At 59.6% G+C, this 21,868-nt stretch carries 20 protein-coding genes; 16 read left to right on the top strand and 4 right to left on the bottom strand.

Annotated elements, in window-relative coordinates; all coding sequences use genetic code 11:
* Positions 1–125: 125 nt before the first annotated feature.
* The 13 genes from GDN47_RS08450 to GDN47_RS08390 all read left to right on the top strand — a co-directional run bounded on the left by GDN47_RS08450 (position 126) and on the right by GDN47_RS08390 (position 12,720).
* Positions 126–1,196 (top strand): LacI family DNA-binding transcriptional regulator, encoded by a 1,071-nt coding sequence (locus GDN47_RS08450; RefSeq protein WP_145634765.1) that lies wholly within the window; start codon positions 126–128, stop codon positions 1,194–1,196.
* On the top strand, positions 1,160–2,167 hold the full coding sequence (locus GDN47_RS08445; RefSeq protein WP_145634761.1) for a substrate-binding domain-containing protein: 1,008 nt from the start codon (positions 1,160–1,162) through the stop codon (positions 2,165–2,167). Before GDN47_RS08450 ends, GDN47_RS08445 begins: the two co-directional genes overlap by 37 nt.
* Positions 2,168–2,341: 174 nt before the next feature.
* Positions 2,342–3,835: a sugar ABC transporter ATP-binding protein gene (locus GDN47_RS08440; RefSeq protein ID WP_152093047.1), complete on the top strand. Its 1,494-nt coding sequence runs from the start codon at positions 2,342–2,344 to the stop codon at positions 3,833–3,835.
* Positions 3,828–4,862 carry an ABC transporter permease gene (locus GDN47_RS08435; RefSeq protein ID WP_152093046.1) on the top strand — a complete coding sequence of 345 codons (1,035 nt, stop codon included), beginning with the start codon at positions 3,828–3,830 and terminating at the stop codon, positions 4,860–4,862. The genes GDN47_RS08440 and GDN47_RS08435 overlap by 8 nt, the downstream gene beginning before the upstream one ends.
* A complete protein-coding gene (locus GDN47_RS08430; RefSeq protein WP_152093045.1) occupies positions 4,855–5,913 on the top strand; it encodes an ABC transporter permease in 1,059 nt (352 codons plus the stop codon). The genes GDN47_RS08435 and GDN47_RS08430 overlap by 8 nt, the downstream gene beginning before the upstream one ends.
* Positions 5,910–7,289, top strand: a complete 1,380-nt coding sequence (locus GDN47_RS08425; protein WP_152093044.1) for an FGGY-family carbohydrate kinase — start codon at positions 5,910–5,912, stop codon at positions 7,287–7,289. The genes GDN47_RS08430 and GDN47_RS08425 overlap by 4 nt, the downstream gene beginning before the upstream one ends.
* A 40-nt stretch (positions 7,290–7,329) precedes the next feature.
* Positions 7,330–7,986: a class II aldolase/adducin family protein gene (locus tag GDN47_RS08420; RefSeq protein ID WP_152093426.1), complete on the top strand. Its 657-nt coding sequence runs from the start codon at positions 7,330–7,332 to the stop codon at positions 7,984–7,986.
* An 87-nt stretch (positions 7,987–8,073) separates the two neighbouring features.
* A complete protein-coding gene (locus GDN47_RS08415) occupies positions 8,074–8,349 on the top strand; it encodes a ribbon-helix-helix domain-containing protein (RefSeq protein ID WP_095437326.1) in 276 nt (91 codons plus the stop codon).
* Entirely contained in the window at positions 8,336–8,680 is a 345-nt protein-coding gene (locus GDN47_RS08410) for a type II toxin-antitoxin system RelE/ParE family toxin (RefSeq protein WP_152093043.1), read from the top strand. Before GDN47_RS08415 ends, GDN47_RS08410 begins: the two co-directional genes overlap by 14 nt.
* A 177-nt stretch (positions 8,681–8,857) precedes the next feature.
* Complete coding sequence (locus tag GDN47_RS08405) at positions 8,858–9,532, top strand: response regulator transcription factor (RefSeq protein WP_152093042.1); 675 nt, start codon at positions 8,858–8,860, stop codon at positions 9,530–9,532.
* Positions 9,529–10,980 (top strand): sensor histidine kinase, encoded by a 1,452-nt coding sequence (locus tag GDN47_RS08400; RefSeq protein ID WP_152093041.1) that lies wholly within the window; start codon positions 9,529–9,531, stop codon positions 10,978–10,980. Before GDN47_RS08405 ends, GDN47_RS08400 begins: the two co-directional genes overlap by 4 nt.
* Positions 10,981–11,128: 148 nt before the next feature.
* Entirely contained in the window at positions 11,129–11,794 is a 666-nt protein-coding gene (locus GDN47_RS08395; RefSeq protein WP_162746289.1) for an ankyrin repeat domain-containing protein, read from the top strand.
* An 89-nt stretch (positions 11,795–11,883) separates the two neighbouring features.
* A complete protein-coding gene (locus tag GDN47_RS08390) occupies positions 11,884–12,720 on the top strand; it encodes a bifunctional allantoicase/(S)-ureidoglycine aminohydrolase (protein WP_113329381.1) in 837 nt (278 codons plus the stop codon).
* A gap of 83 nt (positions 12,721–12,803) precedes the next feature.
* Here the strand turns inward: GDN47_RS08390 and GDN47_RS08385 are convergent, their stop codons facing one another.
* Positions 12,804–13,760, bottom strand: coding sequence for a pilus assembly protein TadG-related protein (locus GDN47_RS08385; RefSeq protein WP_113329380.1), 957 nt, complete (start codon positions 13,758–13,760; stop codon positions 12,804–12,806).
* A 228-nt stretch (positions 13,761–13,988) separates the two neighbouring features.
* Positions 13,989–15,722: a winged helix-turn-helix domain-containing protein gene (locus tag GDN47_RS08380; protein WP_152093040.1), complete on the bottom strand. Its 1,734-nt coding sequence runs from the start codon at positions 15,720–15,722 to the stop codon at positions 13,989–13,991.
* A 450-nt stretch (positions 15,723–16,172) separates the two neighbouring features.
* Here GDN47_RS08380 and GDN47_RS08375 point away from each other — a divergent pair, with 450 nt between their 5' ends.
* The 3 genes from GDN47_RS08375 to GDN47_RS08365 all read left to right on the top strand — a co-directional run bounded on the left by GDN47_RS08375 (position 16,173) and on the right by GDN47_RS08365 (position 19,135).
* A complete protein-coding gene (locus tag GDN47_RS08375) occupies positions 16,173–17,126 on the top strand; it encodes a hypothetical protein (RefSeq protein WP_210386760.1) in 954 nt (317 codons plus the stop codon).
* A gap of 123 nt (positions 17,127–17,249) precedes the next feature.
* Positions 17,250–17,393 (top strand): hypothetical protein, encoded by a 144-nt coding sequence (locus tag GDN47_RS08370; protein ID WP_371865492.1) that lies wholly within the window; start codon positions 17,250–17,252, stop codon positions 17,391–17,393.
* Positions 17,394–17,668: 275 nt separating this feature from the next.
* On the top strand, positions 17,669–19,135 hold the full coding sequence (locus GDN47_RS08365; protein WP_152093039.1) for a glucosamine inositolphosphorylceramide transferase family protein: 1,467 nt from the start codon (positions 17,669–17,671) through the stop codon (positions 19,133–19,135).
* On the opposite strand, the gene GDN47_RS08360 is transcribed toward GDN47_RS08365, so the two are convergent.
* Together GDN47_RS08360 and GDN47_RS08355 are read right to left on the bottom strand one after the other, a co-directional pair.
* Positions 19,088–20,230 carry a glycosyltransferase family 4 protein gene (locus GDN47_RS08360; protein ID WP_152093038.1) on the bottom strand — a complete coding sequence of 381 codons (1,143 nt, stop codon included), beginning with the start codon at positions 20,228–20,230 and terminating at the stop codon, positions 19,088–19,090. The genes GDN47_RS08365 and GDN47_RS08360 overlap by 48 nt on opposite strands.
* The gene (locus tag GDN47_RS08355; RefSeq protein WP_152093037.1) at positions 20,227–21,639 is read right to left on the bottom strand and encodes a lipopolysaccharide biosynthesis protein; all 1,413 of its coding nucleotides are present in this window, start codon (positions 21,637–21,639) and stop codon (positions 20,227–20,229) included. The genes GDN47_RS08360 and GDN47_RS08355 overlap by 4 nt, the downstream gene beginning before the upstream one ends.
* Between the last annotated feature and the right edge of the window lie 229 nt (positions 21,640–21,868).

Here is a 21,868-nt window from a genome sequence, read left to right as displayed (position 1 = left end):
ACATGAATCGTTTTATACTTAGAAACGCTCACGTTGACACCGCATCTATGCTGGTATAGCTTACAATAAAACGTTTCACCAGGATTTTCGTATTATCAATCTGAGATTGTTGAAGGGAGGGCAGAATGTCGAAATCGCGAACCCCTTCCATCAAGATGGTGGCCGACAAAGCAGGCGTCTCGGTAGCGACCGTTTCGAACGTCCTCAATGGCAAACCCACGGTCTCTCCGGATTTCGCCAGGCGCGTGAACGACGCGGTGCGTGAGCTTGGCTATGTCGTCGATCTCGGCGCATCGCGGCTGCGCTCGCGCAAGGCACAGCTTGCCGGTGTCGTGGTGCCGGATCTCACCAATCCGATGTTTGCCTCCTTCGTTTCCACGCTGGAGCATCTGGCGCGCCTCGACGATTACGATCTGGTGGTCGTCTCCGCGCGCAACAATGCCGAGGAAGAGGCCGACCGGCTGCGCAAGATCCGCTCATGGCGTCCGGCCGGCCTGATTGTCATCCCCTGTGATGGCGCCTTTGCGGAACGCTTGCCGAACGGCTTCTTTGCGCCGGTCGTATTGGCCGACCGTATACCCGACGCGGCCGGCTTCGATTTGATCGCAGTCGACAATGGCCCGGCTGCCGGCGCGATCGCCGCCCATCTCGACAGGCAGGGTTATGGTGATTGCCTGGTTCTGGGCAGCAGCCTTTCGATCACCAATGTTCGCGAACGCTGGGAGGGCGTGCGCGCTGCGGCCGGCCGTATGCATGTCGAAATGCTGGAAATCGGCATAGACGATGCCAATGGCGCGCAGCGCCTTGAGGGGCGTCTGCGTCAGCGCCCTTTGCCTGGCGCGCTGTTTTCGCTCGACCACGGCACGACGCTTCTGACGTACCGCACCATGGCGGAGATCGGGCTTTCGGTGCCTGGCGATCTCGCCTTTGCGAGCTTCGACGAGATGGAATGGATGAGGCTGGTCGCACCCGGCATTACGGCGGTGCGCCAGCCCGTTGAGGAAATGGCCGAGCAGGCCTGGGCGCTGTTGTTGCGACGTATGACCGGCTCCGGAGGAAAGCCGGTTACGCGGCGCCTGCGCTGCGCCGTCGAGATCCGCGGTTCGACGCCGCGGAGCCCGCTTGAGGAGGCGGGTAACACGAAACTGGGAGGAGAAAAATGGAAGTTACAAGACGAACCCTACTCGTCGGAATAGGTGGAGCTGTCGTCGCCGGCACTCTGGGCGGCACGATCGGCGTCGCACAGGCGGCCGAGCCGCAAGTCGGCGTCGTGGTCAAGATTGGCGGCATTCCATGGTTCAATGCCATGGAAGTCGGCATCAAGAAGGCGGCACCGGAATACAAGGCCAATGCCTGGATGGTCGGGCCGACGCAGGCCGATGCCGCCCAGCAGGTGCGTGCGATCGAAGATCTGATCGCCCGCAAGGTCGCTGTCATCGGCATCGTGCCGAACGACTCCGCTGCCCTCGATCCCGTTCTCGGCCGCGCGCGGGCCGCAGGCATCAAGGTGCTGGCCCATGAAGGGCCGAACCAGAAGGAAGCCGATTGGGACTTCGAGCTGACAACCATCGAAGGCTATGGCCAGGCCCATATGGACCTGCTTGCCAAGCAGATGGGCGAAGAAGGCAAATATATCGTCTATGTCGGATCGCTGACGGTTCCCCTGCATAATGCCTGGGCCGATGCCGCGATCGCCTATCAGAAGCAGAAGTACCCGAAGATGGAAATGCTCGGCGACCGCTTCGGCGTGGCCGAGAGCCTGGATGACAGCATCAAGACCACGCAGGACCAGCTTCGCGCTCATCCGGATCTTAAGGGCATCCTGACATTCGGCTCGCAAGGTCCGATCGGTGCGGCGCGCGTTCTCGACGATCGCGAAAAGGCGAAGTCGATCGCGCTCGTCGGTGGCTTCTCTCCGGGGCAGGGCGTCAAATACGTCAAGTCCGGCACCATCCGCGGTGGCTTCATCTGGAATCCGATGACGGCGGGCGAAATCTTCGTTCAGCTCGCCTCCCTGCTGGCGGCTGGCAAGGAGCCCACCGACAATATGGAGCTGACCGGCGTCGGGAAGGTGCGTGTCTATCCAGACAAGAAACTCATCCAGGCCCAGAAGCTCGAGTCGCTCGATAAGGAAAATATCGACCGGCTCGTAGCGCTTGGTCTCTAAAGCATTTCCAGGAAAAGTGCGCAGCGGTTTTCCGTCCGGAATGCGTAAGGAACCAAGAGGATAGAGCTTTTCCGCGATGAGAAGAGAAGCGGAAAAGTTCTGACAGTTCCTCCCGAGGGCCGGCGGCAGGCTTCAAGCCGCCGCCGGCCGATTCATGGCAATCGGAGTGGATCGATGAGCGATGAAATTCCGTTTCTGCGTTTGACCGGACTGTCCAAACGGTTCGGCGGCGTGCGGGCATTGGAAGAGATCGACTGGGACGTGCGGTCCGGCGAGATTCATTGCCTGGTCGGCGAAAACGGCTGCGGCAAGTCGACCCTCATCAAGGCCGTAGCCGGCGTGCATCCGCTTTCGGCGGGTATGATCGAGATCGAGGGAAGGCCGGTTCTTCCGCTTGATCCAGCACGCGCCAAGGCTCTGGGAATTCAGGTGATTTTCCAGGACCTGTCTCTGTTTCCCAACCTGTCCGTTGTTGAAAATATCGCCATCGAAAGTCATCTCGACCGGCTGGTAAAACCGGTCAACTGGAAGCGAATGCGGGAGAAGGCAAGCGCTGTCCTTACCAGGCTTGGTTTTGCGCTCAACCTCGATCTCGTGGTTTCCGATCTTTCGGTGGCCGAGCGTCAGATCGTCGCGATCGCACGCGGCCTGGCAGCCGAGGCGCGATTGATTTTCATGGACGAACCGACAGCGTCGCTGACGCGGGCCGAGGTCGACCGCCTCTTGGGGATCGTCGGACGGCTCAAGGCGGACGGTATCGCCGTCGTCTTCGTTTCCCACCGGCTCGACGAAGTCGTCGAGATCGCCGAGCGGGTCACTGTCATGCGCGACGGCCGCAAGGTCGGCACCTGGCCCGCCGATCAAATGAATGAAAAGAAGATCGCTCATCTGATGACGGGGCTCGATATCGATCACGCGATCGTTGCCCGCAATATGGGTGAGGCGGCGCCTATTCTGGAAGTCCATGGTCTGTCGCGCCGTGGTGAGTTTGCCGATATCGATTTCACTCTGCGCCGCGGCGAGGTGCTCGGCATCTCTGGATTGCTGGGATCGGGCCGCACCGAGCTTGCACTGACGCTGTTCGGCATGCATCGGGCCGAAAGCGGCAGCATTCGTCTTGAGGGCAGGGAGCTTGTGCTTCGCTCCAATCGTGATGCCGTACGCGCGGGTATCGCCTATGTCTCCGAGGATCGTCTGAGCCTCGGCGTCATCCTGCAGCAGTCGATCGGCGACAACATCATGCTCGCGATCATGCGGGGCATGGCAAACCGGCTGGGGCTCATTCCCGATAAATCCCGCAGGCAACTCGCTGAGGATTGGATCAAGCGGCTCGCCATCAAGGTTCCCTCGGCCGATCGTGCCGTGCAGACCCTTTCGGGCGGCAATCAGCAACGTGTCGTGCTGGCGAAGTGGCTTGCGACGCGGCCGAAGGTGCTGATCCTCGATTCTCCGACAGTCGGCGTCGACATCAAGAACAAGCAGGGCATCTATGATGTGGTGGCCGAACTGGCGCGCCAGGGCGTCGCCATCATCCTCATTTCCGACGAGGTCTCCGAGCTCTTTGCGACCTGCGATCGCATCCTGCACATGCGCGCCGGCCGCATCGTCGGCGAAGCGGTGCCGGGTGACGTCAGCGAGGCCAACATGAAGGAGCGCATCTATGCGTGAGCACAGTCAAACGGCTGGACCATCCTTTATCGTGCAATTGAAGCGGCGTCCCGAAGCGTGGCTTCTGGCCGTCATTGCCGGGGTCGTGATCGTCTTTTCCCTGACGGCGCGCGATTTCCTGACGCTCGCCAATATTATCGATCTGCTCGAAACCTATTCCGTGCAGGCGATCATGGCGATGGGCCTCTTCGTCGTGCTGGTTTCGGGCGGTATCGACATATCCTTCGCGGCGACCGCCTCCGTAGCGCAATATTGTGCGGCACTGCTGGCAACGCAGTTCGGCTTCTCCGCGCCCATCGTTATTGGTTTTGGCCTGGCGATCGGCGTTGGCCTGGGCTGCCTGAATGCACTTCTGGTTCATTATGTACGCATCACATCGATCATCGCCACGATCGCCATGATGAGTGTCAGTTTCTCGCTGCTGATGTATTTTTCCGGTGGCAAGTCGATTTATACGTTGCCGGATTGGTGGACGAACCGCATCGTCTTCTGGCGCATGGAAACGGCATCGGGCGATATCGTCCGCGTGACGTTGCCGATCGTCGCCATGGTGGTGGTGACCCTGTTCACCTGGGCATGGATGACGCGCTCATCGGTCGGGCGGCAGCTCTACGCAATGGGCGGTAATGCGGAGGCTGCACGGCGCATCGGCATGAACATCGGCCGGCTGCAATTCGTCGCCTATGGCTATCTCGGGCTGATGGCGGCGGTTGCCGGCCTGCTGCAGGCCCATCGGGTCGGCGAAAGCGTGCCCAACGCCATGTACAATACGGAACTTGCGGTACTGTCCGCCGCTGTCCTTGGAGGTGCCAGTCTAACCGGCGGCATCGGCACCGTGCCCGGCGTGCTGCTCGGCATCGTGCTTCTGGTCGTGCTGCAGAATGGGCTCAATCTGCTCGGCGTCTCCTCCTATTTCTTCCAGATCGTCATCGGCATCACCATTCTGGTCTCGACCTCGATCACCGTCATCAGCTCGCGGCCGGGCCGCCGCCATCGCATCATCGCGGGAGCGTCGTCCAATGGCTGAACCTCCGCTTCTCTATAACATCAACAACAGCCTGGCAGACCTGATGGCGCGTATGCGGACAGGCATTCCCGGTGCCCACACCGGGCTTGTCGTCCTTCTGGTCTTTCTGGTTGCCGGCTTCTCCCTGTTCATTCCGAATTTCGCCTCACTCGGCACGCTGCAATCCTTCATGTACCAGCTGCCGCTGCTGGGCCTTCTGTCGCTGGCGATGATGGCGCCGTTGATCACGGGCGGCCTCAATCTTGCGATCATCGCGACGACCAACCAATGCGCGCTGCTGATGGCCTTCATCATGCAGAGCCTGATCACGCCCGATAGCGGCACGGGAGCGGCGCTCGCCGTGATCATACTGGCGCTTCTGGCCGGCCTTGTGCTTTGCCTGCTCATCGGCCTTATCACCGGCACGCTCATTGCCTATACCGGCGTTCACCCCATCCTCATCACCCTCGGCACGAAATCGCTGATCGACGGCATCAGCATCTATCTGACCCGCGGCATGGCACTGTCAGGCATACCGGACGGCTTCAGCCGCATCGGGACGACGACGATAGTAGGAGTGCCGCTGATCTTCCTGCTGCTAATCGTGGTTGCTGTCATCGTCAGCCTCATATTGCGACGTACCGCCTTCGGCATCGCCTGCGCCATGATAGGTTCCAATATTGAGGCGGCGCGCTATTCGGCGATCGATACGCGCCGGGTTCTAGTTGGCGTCTATGCCATGTCGAGCCTGATCTGCTTCTTCGCCGCCCTGGTCATGCTGGCAACCTTCAATTCGGCAAGCGCGGATTATGCGCAATCCTATCTGCTGGTAACGATCCTTGCGGCTGTGCTTGGCGGCGTCGATCCCTTCGGCGGCTTCGGCACGGCCGGCGGGTTGATGCTGGCGCTGGCGATCCTGCAGGTCATCTCGTCGGGCTTCAACCAGTTCGGCCTCAGCAATTACCTGACCGTCGCGATATGGGGCGGCATTCTCATCTTCGTCGCTGCGGTTCAGACGGCTCGGCCCTACCTGATGTGGCTGCTGCCGACACGTTTCTTCGGTCCAAAATGAGCATCGTTGCGGTTTTCGACATCGGCAAGACGAATGTGAAGCTGTCGGCGGCAACGGATGACGGCCGCGTATTAGAAACGCTGTCGACGCCGAATATCGTGAAGGATGGTCCGCCCTACCGCCATCACGATCTCGACAGTCTGGAAGACTGGCTCATCGATAGCCTGACGGAGCTGGGACGCAGGCACGATATAGGCGCGATCATTACCTGCGCGCATGGGTCCGGCGGCGTGCTGGTCGACCGACAAGGTGCTGCAATGCCGATGATCGACTATGAGCAGCCGATCCCCGCGGATGTCGAGGCGCGGTACAGGGCAATTGCCGGCTCGTATCGCGAGAGGGCAAGTGCCATCATGCTGGGCGCGGCGCATCTCGCGCGGCAGATGCTGTGGCAGGAAATGTATTGGCCGGAGACCTTTGGCGCGGCCAGCGCCTACCTCGCCACGCCGCAATATTGGGCGTTTCGCCTGTCCGGCGTGCTGGCAAGCGAGGTGACGAGCCTGGCAGCGCAATCTCATCTGTGGGCATCGGCCGACGGCCGGCTGGCATCGCTCGTTGCAAGCCGCGGATGGCAGCGTCTCATGCCGCCGATGCGGCGGGCATGGGAAACGCTCGGCCCGTTGAAGCCTGAGCTTGCTGAGCGATGCGGCCTGAAAGCGACGACGCGTATCCTATGCGGCGTGCATGATTCCTCGGCCAATCTATACCGTTATCAGGCGGCTGATCTGTCTGATTTTACCGTTATCTCCACAGGTACCTGGATCGTTGCATTGAGCGATCGCGGCGATATCGATTTCAGCGTCGAGCGACCCGGCCATTCCTGCAATGCCGATGTCTTCGGAAACCCGACGCCCGGTATGCTGACCATGGGCGGTCGGGAATTTTCGACCGTCGCCGCAAAGGCTTCGGGTCCCGCCTCGTTGCAGGCCCTTCGGAGGATCGTGGCGTCAGGTACCTTTGCACTTCCGACATTCGGCTCGGACGACGGGCTCTTTCCCGGCACGGCCCACCGCGGCCGTCTCGAAGGCCCGCTTGCGGAGGAGGAAGGCGTCCGGTTCACGCTCGCAGTGCTCTATTCGGCGCTGCTGACAGCCGCCTGCATTCAGGACCTTCCGCCCACGGAGACGGTCGTGCTGGACGGCAATTTCGTCGTCGATCCCCTTTATGGCGCCATCGTCGCGGCCTTCCTGCATAATCGACGCGTGCTCGTCAGCCGCAGCACGACCGGAACGGCGACTGGCGCCGCCATGCTGGCATCCCATGAAAAGCGTGCCTCACCTGCAGCGCTGGCGGCCGAAGCACCCGATATCTCCAGCCTTCCCGAACTTTCATCCTACCGGCAACGCTGGCAAACCCTGATCAAGACAATGGAGTGAGATCGTGACGACTTATGACGACAATGCCCTGCGCGAAGACATGGTGGCGATCTGCCGCCGGATGAACGCATCCGGCATCAACCAGGGAACGGCCGGCAATGTGTCGGTGCGGAATCCCAAGGGATTTCTGGTCACGCCAACCTCTCTGCCCTATGACATGATGCAGCCAAAAGACCTGGTGCAGATGTATTTCGATGGCAGCTACGAGGGCGAGCGCCGGCCATCGTCCGAGTGGCGATTCCATCGCGATATTCTCGCATCCCGCGAGGATATCGATTGCGTGCTCCATTGCCACTCGGTCTATGCGACCACGCTCGCCGTACACCATAAGACCATTCCGAGCTTTCACTATATGACCGGTGTCGCGGGCGGCACGACGATCCGCTGCGCCCGCTACGCCACCTTCGGCACCCAGGCGCTTTCGGATGCTGCGATCGAAGCGCTGCAGGATAGGCTAGCCTGCCTGCTCGGTCAGCACGGACAGATCTCACTCGGGAAAACGCCGGCCGCCGCCCTTGCGCTTGCCGTCGAGGTCGAAACCCTCTCCCGCCTTTATGTGCAGGCGCTGACACTTGGCGAGCCGCCCATTCTTGACGACGAGGAAATGGCGCGCGTCATCCAGCAGATGAAGAACATGAGCTATGGACAGGCGCCGGATTTGGATGGGGTCAACGATGTGGCAAAGCGGCGGCAATAATCCCTCGCCGCCTTCAATCGTCTCGCCGCGAAGTCTTGACATGTGTGCGACTGAGTAGCACCTTAGGCTCCTGAAGGAGATTATCCCGTGAGCGTCAAGTCGTCGATATCGTTAACCGATCAGCAGGATGCATTTGCTCGCTCGCTTGTCGAGACGGGCCGCTATTCCAGCCTGAGTTCGGTTCTCCAGCAGGGCCTGGAACTGCTGCGACAGAAAACGGAAGCGGAAGCGGCCGAGACGGAAGGGCTGCGCAGGCTCATTCAGCGCCGCGTCGACGGACCGAAGATTCCGGCTCAGGACATGGAAGAGCGGATCGAGAGCATGATCGAACGCAAACGGCGAGCTCTTCGTGTGGAGCCTTGAATATTCCAGGGATGCCGATCTCGATTTCGAACTGACCTTCGATCATCTGTTTGCGGCCTATCTCGATCTTGGAGACTCGTCTGGGGAAGCTCTAGAGCGCGCGGCCAGCCGTATTCGCGAACTCCGTCGGGAAAGCGATCGGTTGGTCGAGACCTCATATATCGGAACATTGCGGTCGGATATCTATCCTGGCATCCGCTTCCTGCCGCGCGACAAGGCAGCCGTCTGGTTTCTGCCGATCGAGGAACGCAAAACGATCGTCGTTGCGGCGATTTTCTTTGGCGGTCAGGATCATATCAGGCGGATGCTGGCGCGCATGCTGCAGCGATAATGCTTCAATTGTCTGCTCGAATGGGGTTTCCGGCTTCGAGTAGGGTCATTTCTTATTGGTTGCGACCCATTGGCTCCATCCTGATGCCACTTCCGCAATCTGCGTGTAATGTAGCCGCAATCTTTGGCTGTCAGTGGGGGCGAAGGACGGCAATCGCCGTCCTTTGGGGAAAAGTCATTGCGAATTCTGCTGCTTGAGGATGAGCCCGAAATGGCCCGCGCGCTGCTTGAAGCGTTGCGGCGTCGCGATGTGCTCGCCGACCATGTCCGAACGATTGCGGATGCCGATGCCATGGCCCGCGTTGGAACCTATGACGTCCTCGTGCTGGATCGTCGCCTGCCTGACGGCGAAGGACTGGATCTCGTGGCGGCGCTGCGTCAGCGCAAGCATCCCGTCCCGATCCTCGTGCTGACGGCGCTTGGCAGCGTCGATCACCGCGTCGACGGGCTCGACAGCGGTGCCGACGACTATCTTGCAAAGCCTTTCGCGATCGAGGAATTGCTGGCGCGCTTGAGAGCTCTCCAGAGACGAGGGCCGACGGTTTCCGACAGATATCTGACTTTCGGCAATCTGAGCGTCGATCCGAGCACCAATGAGATCTTCGTCGGCAGCGCGCTCGTCGAGTTCCCGCGACGCGAATATCTGGTGCTGGAGACGCTGATGCGCCGTCCGAATCGCATCGTGACGAGACCGAACCTGATCGAAGCGGTTTACGCCCTTGAGGACGAAATCGGATCGAACGCTCTGGATGCGCACATCTCGCGCATTCGAAAGAAGCTGCTTCTGGCCGAAGCCACGGTCGAGATAAGAGCGGTGCGGAACATCGGCTATCTGATCCGGGCGAAGGCATGAACCCGGAACGCAGCCGATCGCTACGCTGGGGACTGATAAAACGCCTGATCGTCCTGCAGGCCTTTCTTCTTGTTCTTTTCTTCGTCCTTCTCGTTGCCTGGCTCTGGATCATCAATCCGGAGCTGGAAGATGCCAATGAAGAGGCCGTTCGCGTTGTCGCTCAGCAGATTACAAGGGATGATGACGGGCAGTTGCAGGTGGCCGAGACGCAGGAGGTGATAGAGCTGAAGCAGCGCTATCCGGACCTCTGGTTCATGATCCGCGACCATAAGGGAGTACTCTTCCAATATGGAGAGATGCCGGCTGCGGCTCTCAACGAGAGCTTTCCGTGGACGATCGAGCGGGTGAGGGTAGAGGCAGCCAACGGGGTGCATGCCACGGTCGAAAACCGAGAGACGTCCATCGGCCAGCTGCAGATCATGGCGGCTACCGAACGCGGCTTTGACAATGATGGCTTGAATGTGTGGATCAACATGCGCGTCGAGATGGCCAGGGGACCCCATGGCGAAATCGCATGGCTCAAAATATTGCCGGCGCTTGCATTCGTCACCTTGATCGGCGTCGTTCCCATACTGGCATTGACGGGCGTCGCGACGCTGCTCGTCACGCCACGTGCCGTCGGCCGGTCGTTGAGCGGGCTGGTGGAGACGGCAACGCAGGCGCAGGCGATCGACTTCGACAGCCGTTCGGCCCGCCTCGAGCGCTCGAAGGTGCCGACCGAGATCATCCCTTTGGTCGACGCGTTCAACCATGCCCTCTCGAAGCTGGATGAAGGGTATAACAGGCACAATCGCTTTCTTGCCGATGCCGCCCATGAGCTGCGGACGCCGATCGCGATTGCACGGACACGGGCGGACCTTCTGCCCGATGCCGAAATCAGTCACCAGCTTCGGGACGATATCGACCGGCTGTCCCGCGTCGCCCATCAACTCCTGGAGATGCAGGCGATCGGCGTGGTCGAATTGCGTGCAGAGAAGAAGGATCTGAATGTGCTGGTCGAAACCATCGCCGCCGATCTTGCGCCGATTGCGATGGACGCCGGCTATGATTTCGACTTCGAGCCGAGCCCCGAGGAAGCGGTCTTCGTGATCCAGACCTCGACGATAGAAATGGCTGTGGTCAATCTGATCCGGAATGCGATCGACCATGCCGGAGGGAAGGGCTCGATCGTCGTTCGCGTCGGCGCCGGCGGCACCATAGATGTCTGCGACGAAGGTCCCGGCATACCGCTGGCGGAGCGCGGTCGCGTCTTCGAGCCGTTTCGCCGCATCAACGCCAGTTCATCCGGCGCGGGGCTGGGGTTGAATCTGGTCAAGAAGGCCGCCGAACTGCATGGTGGACGGGTTTCGTTTCTAGACACCGGCCATGGTTTTTGCGTGCGGCTGCAGATCGGCTCCATACCGCCGTCGGTCGTGGTGGCGGACATGGGCTGGCGACAACAGCGCTAAATGTCGATCCTAAATCGCGGATGCCGGCTATTGCAGCGCAGAATCCTGAAACTGTTTTTATTTTCTCAGCGGTCAGGGCTCGGATATTTGATTTTCCGACGCCGGGTTCCCTGCTAGGTTTCGGGGAGAGGCACCACTGGGATAAGGCATGTTGAAACTTTTATTGTCGGCTTTGTTCTTCCTGACGGCTGTCTGCACTTCTTTTCTTGCCTTCGGCGACACGATGGATCTTCGACTGCATATGGCTGCCGCAACCGGTGACGTCGCGGCCATCCAACAATTGCTTGATAGCGGTGCCGCCATCGAGGCTCGGAATGCAAAGGGCGCAACGCCGCTGTTGGTCGCGACGCACGCCAACAGGGTGGACGCCGCGCGAGCATTGATCGAGGCGGGTGCCGACGTCAATGCCAAGGACGATATTCAAGACAGTCCCTATCTCTATGCCGGCGCTCGCGGCCATCTGGATATTCTCAAGCTGACGCTCGCGCATGGGGCGGATCTCGAGAGCATCAACCGCTATGGCGGCACCGCGCTTATTCCCGCCTCCGAACGAGGTCACGTCGAAGCCGTCGACACGTTGATCAAGGCGGGTGTCAACGTCGATCACGTCAACCGGCTGGGGTGGACTGCCCTGATCGAGGCTATCATTCTCGGCAATGGCGGTTCGCGTCATGTTGAGATCGTCAGGCTGTTGATAGATGCAGGCGCAAACGTCAATCTGGCCGACAATGATGGCGTGACGCCGCTGCGTCATGCCCGCAGTCGCGGTTATGATGGGATCGTGAAATTATTGGAGGTGGCGGGGGCGACGTAACGAGACGCTCCGACTTCCGGTACTATGCAATACCACGGGGAGGCACATGCCTCGGTCTTCCGAAACGATGAGAATGAAGGGCTTGGACAATGGAAAGAAAATACTATTCCTCTCTTGGCGGCCATCCGCCGCAGAGCGATCTGCTGACGGGGCGGGCCGTATTCACGGAGGCCTATGCGGTCATCCCCAAGGGAGTGATGCAGGATATCGTCACCAGCTATTTGCCCTTCTGGAACGATACGCGCTGCTGGGTGATCGCAAGGCCGCTTTCGGGTTTTGCCGAGACCTTTTCGCAGTATGTCATGGAAGTGGCGCCGGGCGGCGGCAGCGACCGGCCGGAGCAGGATGCCGAGGCCGAAGGCGTGTTATTCGTTGTCGACGGCGAGATCGAACTCACCTTGCCCTCCGGCAAGCATGTTCTCCAGCCGGGCGGCTATGCCTTCCTGCCACCGGGCCTGAAATGGTCGCTGCACAACCGCTCCGGCGCTCATGCCCGTTTCCACTGGGTGCGCAAGGCATATGAGGCCGTCGAGGGGCTGGCTCATCCTGAACCGCTCATCTTGAACGAGAAGGATATTACGCCGTCCGCCATGCCGGGCACGGAGGGGCGCTGGGCAACGACCCGCTTCGTCGATCCGTCCGATCTGCGGCATGACATGCACGTGACGATCGTCACTCTCCAACCCGGTGCTGTCATTCCCTTCGCGGAGACCCATGTCATGGAGCACGGCCTCTATGTGCTGGAAGGCAAGGCCGTCTATCGCTTGAACCAGGATTGGGTCGAAGTCGAGGCCGGTGACTTCATGTGGTTGCGCGCCTTTTGCCCGCAGGCGTGCTATGCCGGCGGTCCAGGTCCGTTCCGCTATCTGCTCTACAAGGACGTCAATCGCCACATGACGCTTCGTCCCTTCGGCGCGCGTCGTTAAGCCATGCGGTTTTGCGACAAGCTCGGCGCCCATGGCGCCGGCTTAGGGTCATCGATACGGCCGGTCGTCAGCTTGCCGTCGCATCAGTTCGTGAGGCGCACGGCATCGCCGTCGGCCGAGGAACATTGCGACGAGATCGTATAGAAAAAGTCCTGTCGATCCCAACCGCCGCCATCTTCCCAGGCGTGCTTTTGTGCGGCCTGGCAGCCGAAATAATTCTCGATCGGCAAGGTGACGCCTTTGGGAAGTTGGCTACCGTCGACGAAGAGATAATTCGACGTATTCGGATCATCTGTCCGCAGGGTCAGATCGTATTTTGTGCCGGCCGAGTTCTTGCTGTTGCAGTTCACGGCGTTGTTGTTCGAGATAGACGCGGCCTGGCCAGGCGGACAGCCATCATCCTTGACGTCCATCTGCAGTACGAGCTTGGTATATTGGCCCAGCGTAATCGGGCCGGACGGGACGGCCGTCATGGTGCCCTGGCCACCGTTGTTATGGGTTGTCGGCTGATAGGTTACGGTGCCGACTACGGTTTCGGCTGTTGCATTGGGTCTGACGACACGGATCGTGATGACTTTATAGTACCACCCCTGCGCCTGTGTCGGAGTGATGGTCACGATGTCAGGCTTTGCCGGCGCCGTGGCTTGGGAGTTCACGCCGATGTCGACGCTGTTGATATTGACGATGCGCATCAGATTTGTCGGCACCGCTCCGGTCAAATTGACCGAAAGGATGCGTCCGTTTGCCGTGATAGTATAGCTAAGGTTGGCAGGTGTCGTGTCAGCATAGGCGGTGATGAAGCGTGTGGCTTCTGCCTGCGCCGCGGCAAGGTTGGTACCATCGAAGATCTTGCCGCCGGCCAGAGCGGCACCATCGGCGATTTCCTGCAAATTCGTTCGCTGATGTACCGCAGATGCGTAATCCACTGCCAAGCCTGCAGCTGCAGCCAGCGGGACTGCGATCAACGCCGTCAATGTCGCGAAATTGCCAGCACGATCCTTTGTCAGGCGGTCAAATTGCCGCAAAAAGCGAGTGCTCATTATTCCTACCAGAAAAAGCCTGAACTTTGGTCGGAGAATGGGCAAAATATATAAAGACGTGGTTTAGAAGGAGACTCAAGTTGTAGCCATAGGCAGCATTTTTATGCTGATATTCAGGTGGAAAAGACTTTCTGATACTTTGATGATGCTTTGTGTCTACGGGGATTTATCTGTGGTAGATATTGAGAATCTCAGCAATCTGCGGTAAGTATTCGCCATACATTCTTGTCAATTCGGGTCGTCTCGTTTTTGCGCTTCGTCGTCAGCCGGCAGGCCGAGATCGATCAGCGTTTGGCTGATGTCCCGGCGCGCTGCGAGGTAGATCGGGCTGGTATTGCGAGCGGGCAGGGCGATATTCGCGGCTGTCGAGCCTGGCCTTAGTTCCAACCCCTTCGCCAGAGCTAGTCTGGCTTCGTCCGTTCGGCCCAATCGTTGATAAGCGGTCGCCAAAAGCATATGCGCCCGTCCCGTCCCGGAGGTGATCGCGATGGAGCGTTGCAGCCATCCAATGGCATCTTCATTGCGATTGAGAAGAATATCCGCCCATCCCGCGCCCAGCAGCCAGGTCCAGCGAGACACTGCCGGCGTGTCGAAGCGGTCCGCCAGCTCGAATGTCGCAAGCGCATCTTCGAAACGCCCGAGCTGGATCTGCGTCAGGCCTAGCTGGAACAGCGCCGCGCCATCCCACGGGTTGAGGCTCAGCGCTCTTCCACAAGCCACAAGGCTTTCGGAAAACTGGTTGGTTGCGGTCAGGAAACGGCAATAGATGTCGAGCACCGGCAGAGAGTTCGGTCTTGTTCGTAGCGCATGCTCGATCAGGGATCTTGCCTCGTTCTCTGCTGACCTGCTCTCGGCCGGATCATACCAGTCGAGTTGAATGCCGCGCAGATGCAGCGTGGCAAGCGCGATCTGCAGATCGGCATTATCAGGCTGATCGCGCAGATATTTTTCAAGAATCGATCGTGCCGTCGCGAAGCGTTCCTTCGTCGTCTGATTGATTGACGCGGTTGCCTGTTGGATCGCTACATTGGCGGCGCCGGCTTGGGCTGCAGGGCTACCTGCTTCTTCGAGTTTGTTGAGACGGTTGGCAACATCGTAGCCGGCTCCCGCAGCGAGCCGTGAGGCAAGGCGCTGCCCGTCGGCTTCGGTGGCATCCAGCGTCACTTCGGCGACCGATTCGATCTCGCGGCTGCTCACCTTGATGAGCCGTGTTTGAAGGATCCAGGATTGCGGGCTTCTTTGCAGCTCACTCTGCAAGAGAAAATCGGTTTCGCCGCCAACTCCGGATGTGGGTTTGGCGGCTGCCGCCGGGCTCTGTTCCTTCGGCGCTATCAGACGGATATTGTCGATGGCGGCGAGGCCGTTGATCATCTCCGCAGCGATGCCCTGCGCCAAAACGGCGCTCTGCGCATCGCCAACAGTATCGATAACAGGCAGAACTTCGATGACCGATGGCCCCGCTCCCAAGACCTTGCCAAGGCGAGAGGAAAACAAAGCGAGGCCAATGACGACGGCGATCATGCAAAGCATTGCCAACGCGCCGAGCGCCAAAACCTTGCGCGACCCGCGTCGACCGGGTGTCCCAGCACCATTTGCCATGACACTTGTATCGGAGACCGGCATATCCGGTTCCGCAGGCTGCGGTGCCGAACTCTCCTGCCTTGTGGTTACCTGAGCGGTGAATAGATAACCACGACCAGATACAAGCTTGATCATATGCCGCTCAGTATCACCGAGCGCCGTGCGGATTTCACGAATGCATTGAAACAGGCTGTCTTCCCCTACATAGATCCCGGGCCAGACAGCTTCCATCAGTTCCTGTTTACCGACAACGCGCCCGTTATTCGCGACGAGGAGCTTCAGCAGTTCAAAGGTCTTTGGGCGCAGCCGGATCGCGGAGCCGTCAGGCCCGTGAAGCTCGGCACGATCTGGATCGAGACCGAATCCAGCAAAATAAAACACCTGCTCCCAATGATCCTCAATTGTACCACTTAAAATATGACGCAATATAAAGAGAGCTTTGCTCGACAGTCAACGTGCCGATGCCGCTATCGAGAGAGGGATGACGCCGCTTGCTTCGTCGCGCGGCAAGTTCAAACGGAATTGGCTAAGTGCCAGTTTTTGCAACAAAATCATCAATATCAGAAAAATATCAGAAAATATCAGAACCTTAGCATGGCCTTATCAGGACCTCGCCGCCTGCTCCGACTATTATTTGAATAGATAATGAAAAATTACGGCGGTTATTCATGATGTGAGAGGAAGTGCTCAATATCGGCAAGAACTGTGGGGATATTCTTTGTTGCAACCCGCGCTTCTTCCGATTGCGCATTCCTCACAAGCATGATTGTCCCGGAACGGCATAGCAATGGCCTGGACGCCAGCCAGTCGGCAATCTTGAGAGAGCTTTCCATGGGAAAGGTGCTTGATTTTCTGGTGCAGCGGCCGGCAGGTGAGGCGGACGGTCTGTTCGATCCGGTGGTATTTTCCCAAGCAGTCTTACTGTTGGCCCGTAGTTTCGTTGCGGTTCACGAGGCTTCGCCGCGAACTGCAGCACTTTTCGCAACACAGCAACGCTGGCTCCTCTGCCATGCAGCACTGGGAAATTACTTTCGAACAATTCGCGAGTCCGGAGCAGGACTAACCCGGCGGGGTCTAGGAAATCTCGCTCTGCAATATGCGATTGCCAGCCGCAATACGGCCTATGCTTTCTTTGACGAAGCCTTGCAATATGATGTCGTTCGCCCGATCGTCGCTGCCAATGGTCTGCCATCGGAGCAGGTAGCGCCGGCGCCGTTCATACTGCAGATGCTGGCCCACTGGTATAGCGTACATTTTCAAGCTCTCGATCTCATCGGCGGTGGCGGCAGGACGGCCAGATTCCACGCCGAGCCGGAAAGCCTGCTGGCATTGGTGCAGCCGATTGCGGCGCACGCACTTCTGACGAGTCCCGCAATACGCAGCCCCGGTCCGCTCTATACGATCTTCACCTGGGCGGATGCCGGCGGGCTGCTGATGGACCGGCTGATCGCCGGAATAGAGCCTGAGATGCTGGCGGGACAAGACAAGCTCCTGACGGATGTGAGCTCGATTTCCTATCTGGCTCAATCATTCGGTTTGTCGCGAGCCCATACCAGCCGCAAGCTTGCCGCGGCGGAATCGATCGGAGGCGTCGGCTGGAGTGGCCGGCGTGGTCGCTCTCGGCTGTGGATCTCGCGCGGCTTTTATGAGGAGTATGCGCACGCGCACGCCCGCAAGCTGCTCATTCTCGATGACGCGTTTACCAATGCCTTGTCGGCTCTGGTGCCTCCCTCCGAAAAATCGGTGGTGATCGCGGATGGAGAATTGACGGAAGAGTGGGCCTGAAAAGGTCCTTGCCATCCAAAGACAATTCCAAGGCAGCTTTGTCTTCGGCATGTTGGCTGCCGTCGTCACAGTCCCCAGATCTGACAGGCCACGGTGTCTTCACGGTGTTGACCGGCATCGGCGGTGAAGGAGCTGGAGCCGACACAGGACAGCCTGCTTGCCGAGTTCAAGCTCACCGAAGATCCCACCCGCGCCAAAGACCTGGGTTTCCGGGGCGCGTTCTGGCAGGTCGAGCACGATTTCGTGCTGGCGCCGGAGCGGAAGTGAAACTGAAGCATGTCGCGCAAAAGTGTGCAGCGGTTTTGCGACAACGACATGCACAAAATCAAAGGCCTAAAGCGCGGGAAACGACTCTGAAAGATCGCGACGTTCCACCATGGGTGCTGCGGTCGTCCGAATTTACTTACGGAAATTCTTCTTGACCGGTACTGACGTGCAATTCTCCAATACAACCTTAGAATAACGGGAAAGTAAGCTTTCCCGAATAAATGTAGTTCCCAGGCCTCAGAAGCTTCGCCGATGCTGCGGCGGATGGGAGCGTCATGCCATCGATTGATATCATCGTGCCGAAGTCCGCGCCTCGTCGCTGGCAGGAGATCGTGATCCGGCGCCTGCAGGCAGACGGCCACGACATTGCCGTCTCGCACGCAGCCGGGCCGGAAGTGTGGCCGGCAGCGGTCAATGCCGCTTTGGCTCTTGAGCGAACAATCTTCCGCCGGCGCGATCCGGCGCTTGCCGCTCCTCTATCGGAAATTCCCACGAGTATTCGCATCCGCCCTGCTGCATTTCGGCTGGATCTTGCCGGCAATGCTGCGCCATCGGATATTGCGACCATCACGTTGCAGTTCGACGGATCGCGGTCGGACCTCTCGGTCCCGATATCCGTCGCCGCCGGCGCCTTGCCCGCCATCGAAGCCGTCCTGGATGGAAAGAGGGTGATAGGCCGAGCGCGGCCGATGATCGACAAGCGGGAATCCGTCTCGCTCGGTGTCGAAGATGTCTTGGCGCGTGCTATCACGCTTGCCGTTTCCACCGTTCGTGCCCTTGCCGAAAACCGGCTCGCTATGAACGAACCCGTATCCACAGCGCCTGAAAACCCTGCTGCTGGAATGTTGGAGTTTGCATCTTCATATGCGGCCAGCGCCCTGCCACGCCTGAGTCGGGAGGTGATACGGCGCGCACGTTTTCGTCATGCGCATTGGCGCGTCGGCTATCGCTTTACCGACGGGCCGGGTGTGGCAAGCACCTGTGGCCTCGGCGAAGGCTGGTCGGTGCTGCCGGATGCGGGAGACCGTTTCTATGCCGATCCCTTTCCATTTCAATGGCAGGATCGTTCCTTCCTGTTCGTGGAGGATTATCCGCATGCGACAGGCAAGGCGGTCATCTCCGTCGTACCGTTCGATGCCGCCGGGAAGCCCGGAGAGCCGCGATGCGTGCTGGAAGAACCTTACCATCTCTCTTATCCGCAGGTCTTCGAGCGCGATGGTGCAATCTGGATGCTGCCTGAAGCAAGTTCGGGCAGAAAGCTCGTCCTCTATCGTTCCATCCAATTTCCGGATCGCTGGGCTCCCGAAGGCGTGCTCATCGAAGGCGAGATTTCCGATGCGACACTCCTCGAACATGGTGGACGACTCTGGCTGTTTGCGACTGACCGCGATGGTTATGGCAGCACCTCCGATACGCTCGCGGTCTTCCACGCGCCCCGGCTTGCCGGCCCCTGGATACCGCATATGTTGAACCCGGTTCTTATCGATCGTCGCATGGCGCGCCCGGGCGGTGCTTTCGTCCGCGAGGGGGATGGTACCTATCTACCGGTCCAGGACGGAACGCTCGGTTACGGTGGCGGGCTCGGTATCTCGCAATTGCTGGAGCTGGATGAAAAGACGGTTCAGCTGTCGCCGCCCCGGCCGATTGCGGCAGATGGCGACTGGCCATATCCTAAAATCCATACGCTCAATCGCTCAGGCCGACTGGAGGTTATCGACGGGATTGCAGCCGTGCGGAAGTGAGCGGGAAAGAAGCAGCGCTTCGTAGCCGGCGCACATGCGCGCCGGCGAATATTGTTCCTTCAGCTGCCGTCCGGCAGCGGCAAGCCGAGCTGCAAGGTCGGGCCTGGCGATAAGTTCAGCAAGTCCATCAGCCATGCCCTTGGCATCGGCTTCGACGAAGAGCGCGGCGGCTTCGCCATCATCCGTGGTCAGCACTTCCCGCAGGACATCGAGCTTGCTGGTGACCACCGGCAGTCCGGAAATGGCTGCCTCGACGGCGGCAAGGCCAAAGGTTTCCGTCAAGGACGAAAAAGCATAGGCGTCTCCCGTTGCGAGGAATTCGAAGATACGCGAGGGAGGCACCTCGCCGACGAGATGCAGCCTGTCGGCGACGCCATTGTCCTTAGCAAAAGCGACGATCGCATCCTGCTCGGGGCCGGTGCCGGCGATAGCGATATGAATGTCGGGCAGATGGGCGAGGGCACCGACGAGCGCGATCTGGTTTTTCGATTGCGCCATGCGGCCAGAAGAGACGGCGAGCCATGCCTCTCGGGGAAGGTCAAAGGCGGCGCGCGCCGCTCCCTTGTCGAAGGCGGCCGAGGGTGCGGAAACGCCATGGTCGATGCGTGATGTCCGCCGCCGATAGGCTTTCGGGAAGGTGTCGAACTGTGCCTCCGTCCAGCGCGAATTGACGACGTTGGCATGATAGGCGCCGAGCGTGCCCATCAACTTGTCAACCTGCGTCAGGATCCCCCTGACGCCTCGGGTCTGCGGGGCGCCGCTCTGGTTTGCAATGATGAGGTCTGCACCGGCGAACCGCGCGCCGATGGTGCCGAAAATATTGCCGTAGTGCTGGAAGGTGATGACCCCCTCCGGCCGAGCTTTGCGCAAATAGACGGCAAGTCCAATCGCCGCCCGCATCTGGCCTGGAAGACCATGTGGCGGCTTGGTGAGGATGAAATCGGCGTATGGATCGCCATCGTAGACTTCGGTTTTCCTATACATGAAGACTGTCCGCACATCATGGCCACGCGCGCGCAGTCCCTCGCCGACCATATCGGAAATCCGCTGTGCGCCACCGGCTTCCGCTTGTGTCTGGACCTGGATGATTTTCATGAGCGGCCTTTCAGGAAGGAGCGGGCGGCAAGCGCGTCTTCGCCGGCAAGAAAGCCGAGGATTGACGGGTTGATGCCGATGGTGCGGCGCGCGATGAACACGGCGGTCACGCACCAAACGATGATCGTACCGGCGATGGCGAGCGCCGCGCCGATCGGGCCGAGCCAATAGGTCAGCACCGCCGTTGCACAGAGCCCGAAGGTGTTGACGATAACAAGCAGCTTGAAAAGCGCGTGCTGGAGGCCCGTCAACTGCATGAGGATTTCGGTCGGCCCGCAGGCGGTGCCGATGGTCGCGCCGATGCCGAAGATGATCAGCGTCACCTGCATCGTCGGCGTGGCATAGGCGTGATTGAAGATCGACAGGATCAGGTTGCCGAAGACCAGGAAGGATACCAGTACGCACAAGGCGATGATGAAGCCACCCAAAGCTGCGAGGCTGGTGATACGCTGCACATGTGCCCTGTCCCCAGTGTAGAAGGCGGCGGAGATCTGCGGCGCCAGCGCCTGGTTGATGCCGTTGAGTGCGAGGACGACCAGCCGCATCGTTCGATCCGCGACGAAAATCGCGCCAGCGGCCTCTGGGCCTAGAATGGCCGCGACAAGCAAGGTGCTCGCCTGGCTGAGCGCAGGCGGCAGCGCCGTGACGCCCCATAGCCCGAACGTCACCGTCTTGAATTCATCCTTCTGTTCTTTCGTAAGCGGGCCGCGCTGCGCGCGCATCGTATCGCGAAAAAGCACGAATGTTTGCGGCGCGATCATGAGGAGCAGCAACCCGGCTGTCAGGTAGGTTGCGGTAACCGCGCTCATCCTCATCTGCATGAAATGGGCAAGCACGAAGACGGGGATTGCTACTGCCCGCCAAATGACATCGCGTGGCAGCAGGGCGAAGATGAGCGCATTCTTGGCGCGAAGGGCGCAGGCGACGAATTCCGACCAGCCGAGCGCGAAGGCCAACACCATGGTCGCCACGCAGATCGCCAGCCATTCGGGCGTCTGTCTGCCGGCGAATGGCAAAAAGCCAATGACGAGAATGAGCAGGCTGAAGCTCGCGAGCCCCATCAGTGCGACAAGGATGGAACGGGCCATCATGCCGTTTGCCGAATTCAGATCGTTATTGCCGGCATATTGCGGCCAGAACCTGAGCACTGCGCTTTGCTGGCCGACGATGGCGAAGAAGGAGACCAGGCTCGCTCCGGCATAGGCGGCGCTATAAAGACCGAACTGCCGCTCATCGGTCGTCATGGCGACGGCGACGAACATCAGGAACGAAAGGCCGGCACTGGCGAGCTTGATGGCACCGGCAACGGCGCCGCTCCTGGCAAGCGCGCCGATCGACAAGCGCAGGTTGCTCGCAGGCGGCGGCGTTTCGGCCGATATCGTATCGCTGCTGCCAGCTTTCTCACCCAACGCCCTGATCCTGTGTTGATTGCTGTCGACCGAATGGTCTGCAATGCCTGAAATAGAATGTATCTCTAATATCGTAAGTACTGATGCTTACGCCAGAATGAAGTCGCAACATGGTTACTTGCGATGTCTCAAGTCGATCACACGCTTTGGTGTAAATTCAACGGATGATTAACATTATTCACTAATACTGAATTTAGTGATGTGCGATGAGCCGGAGACCCGCGGCCCG

This window comes from Martinezella dioscoreae (genome assembly GCF_009176305.1).
Classification (GTDB): domain Bacteria; phylum Pseudomonadota; class Alphaproteobacteria; order Rhizobiales; family Rhizobiaceae; genus Rhizobium; species Rhizobium dioscoreae.
The sequence above is the reverse complement of the archived record's forward strand: the minus strand, read 5'-3'. Positions and strand labels throughout refer to the sequence as shown.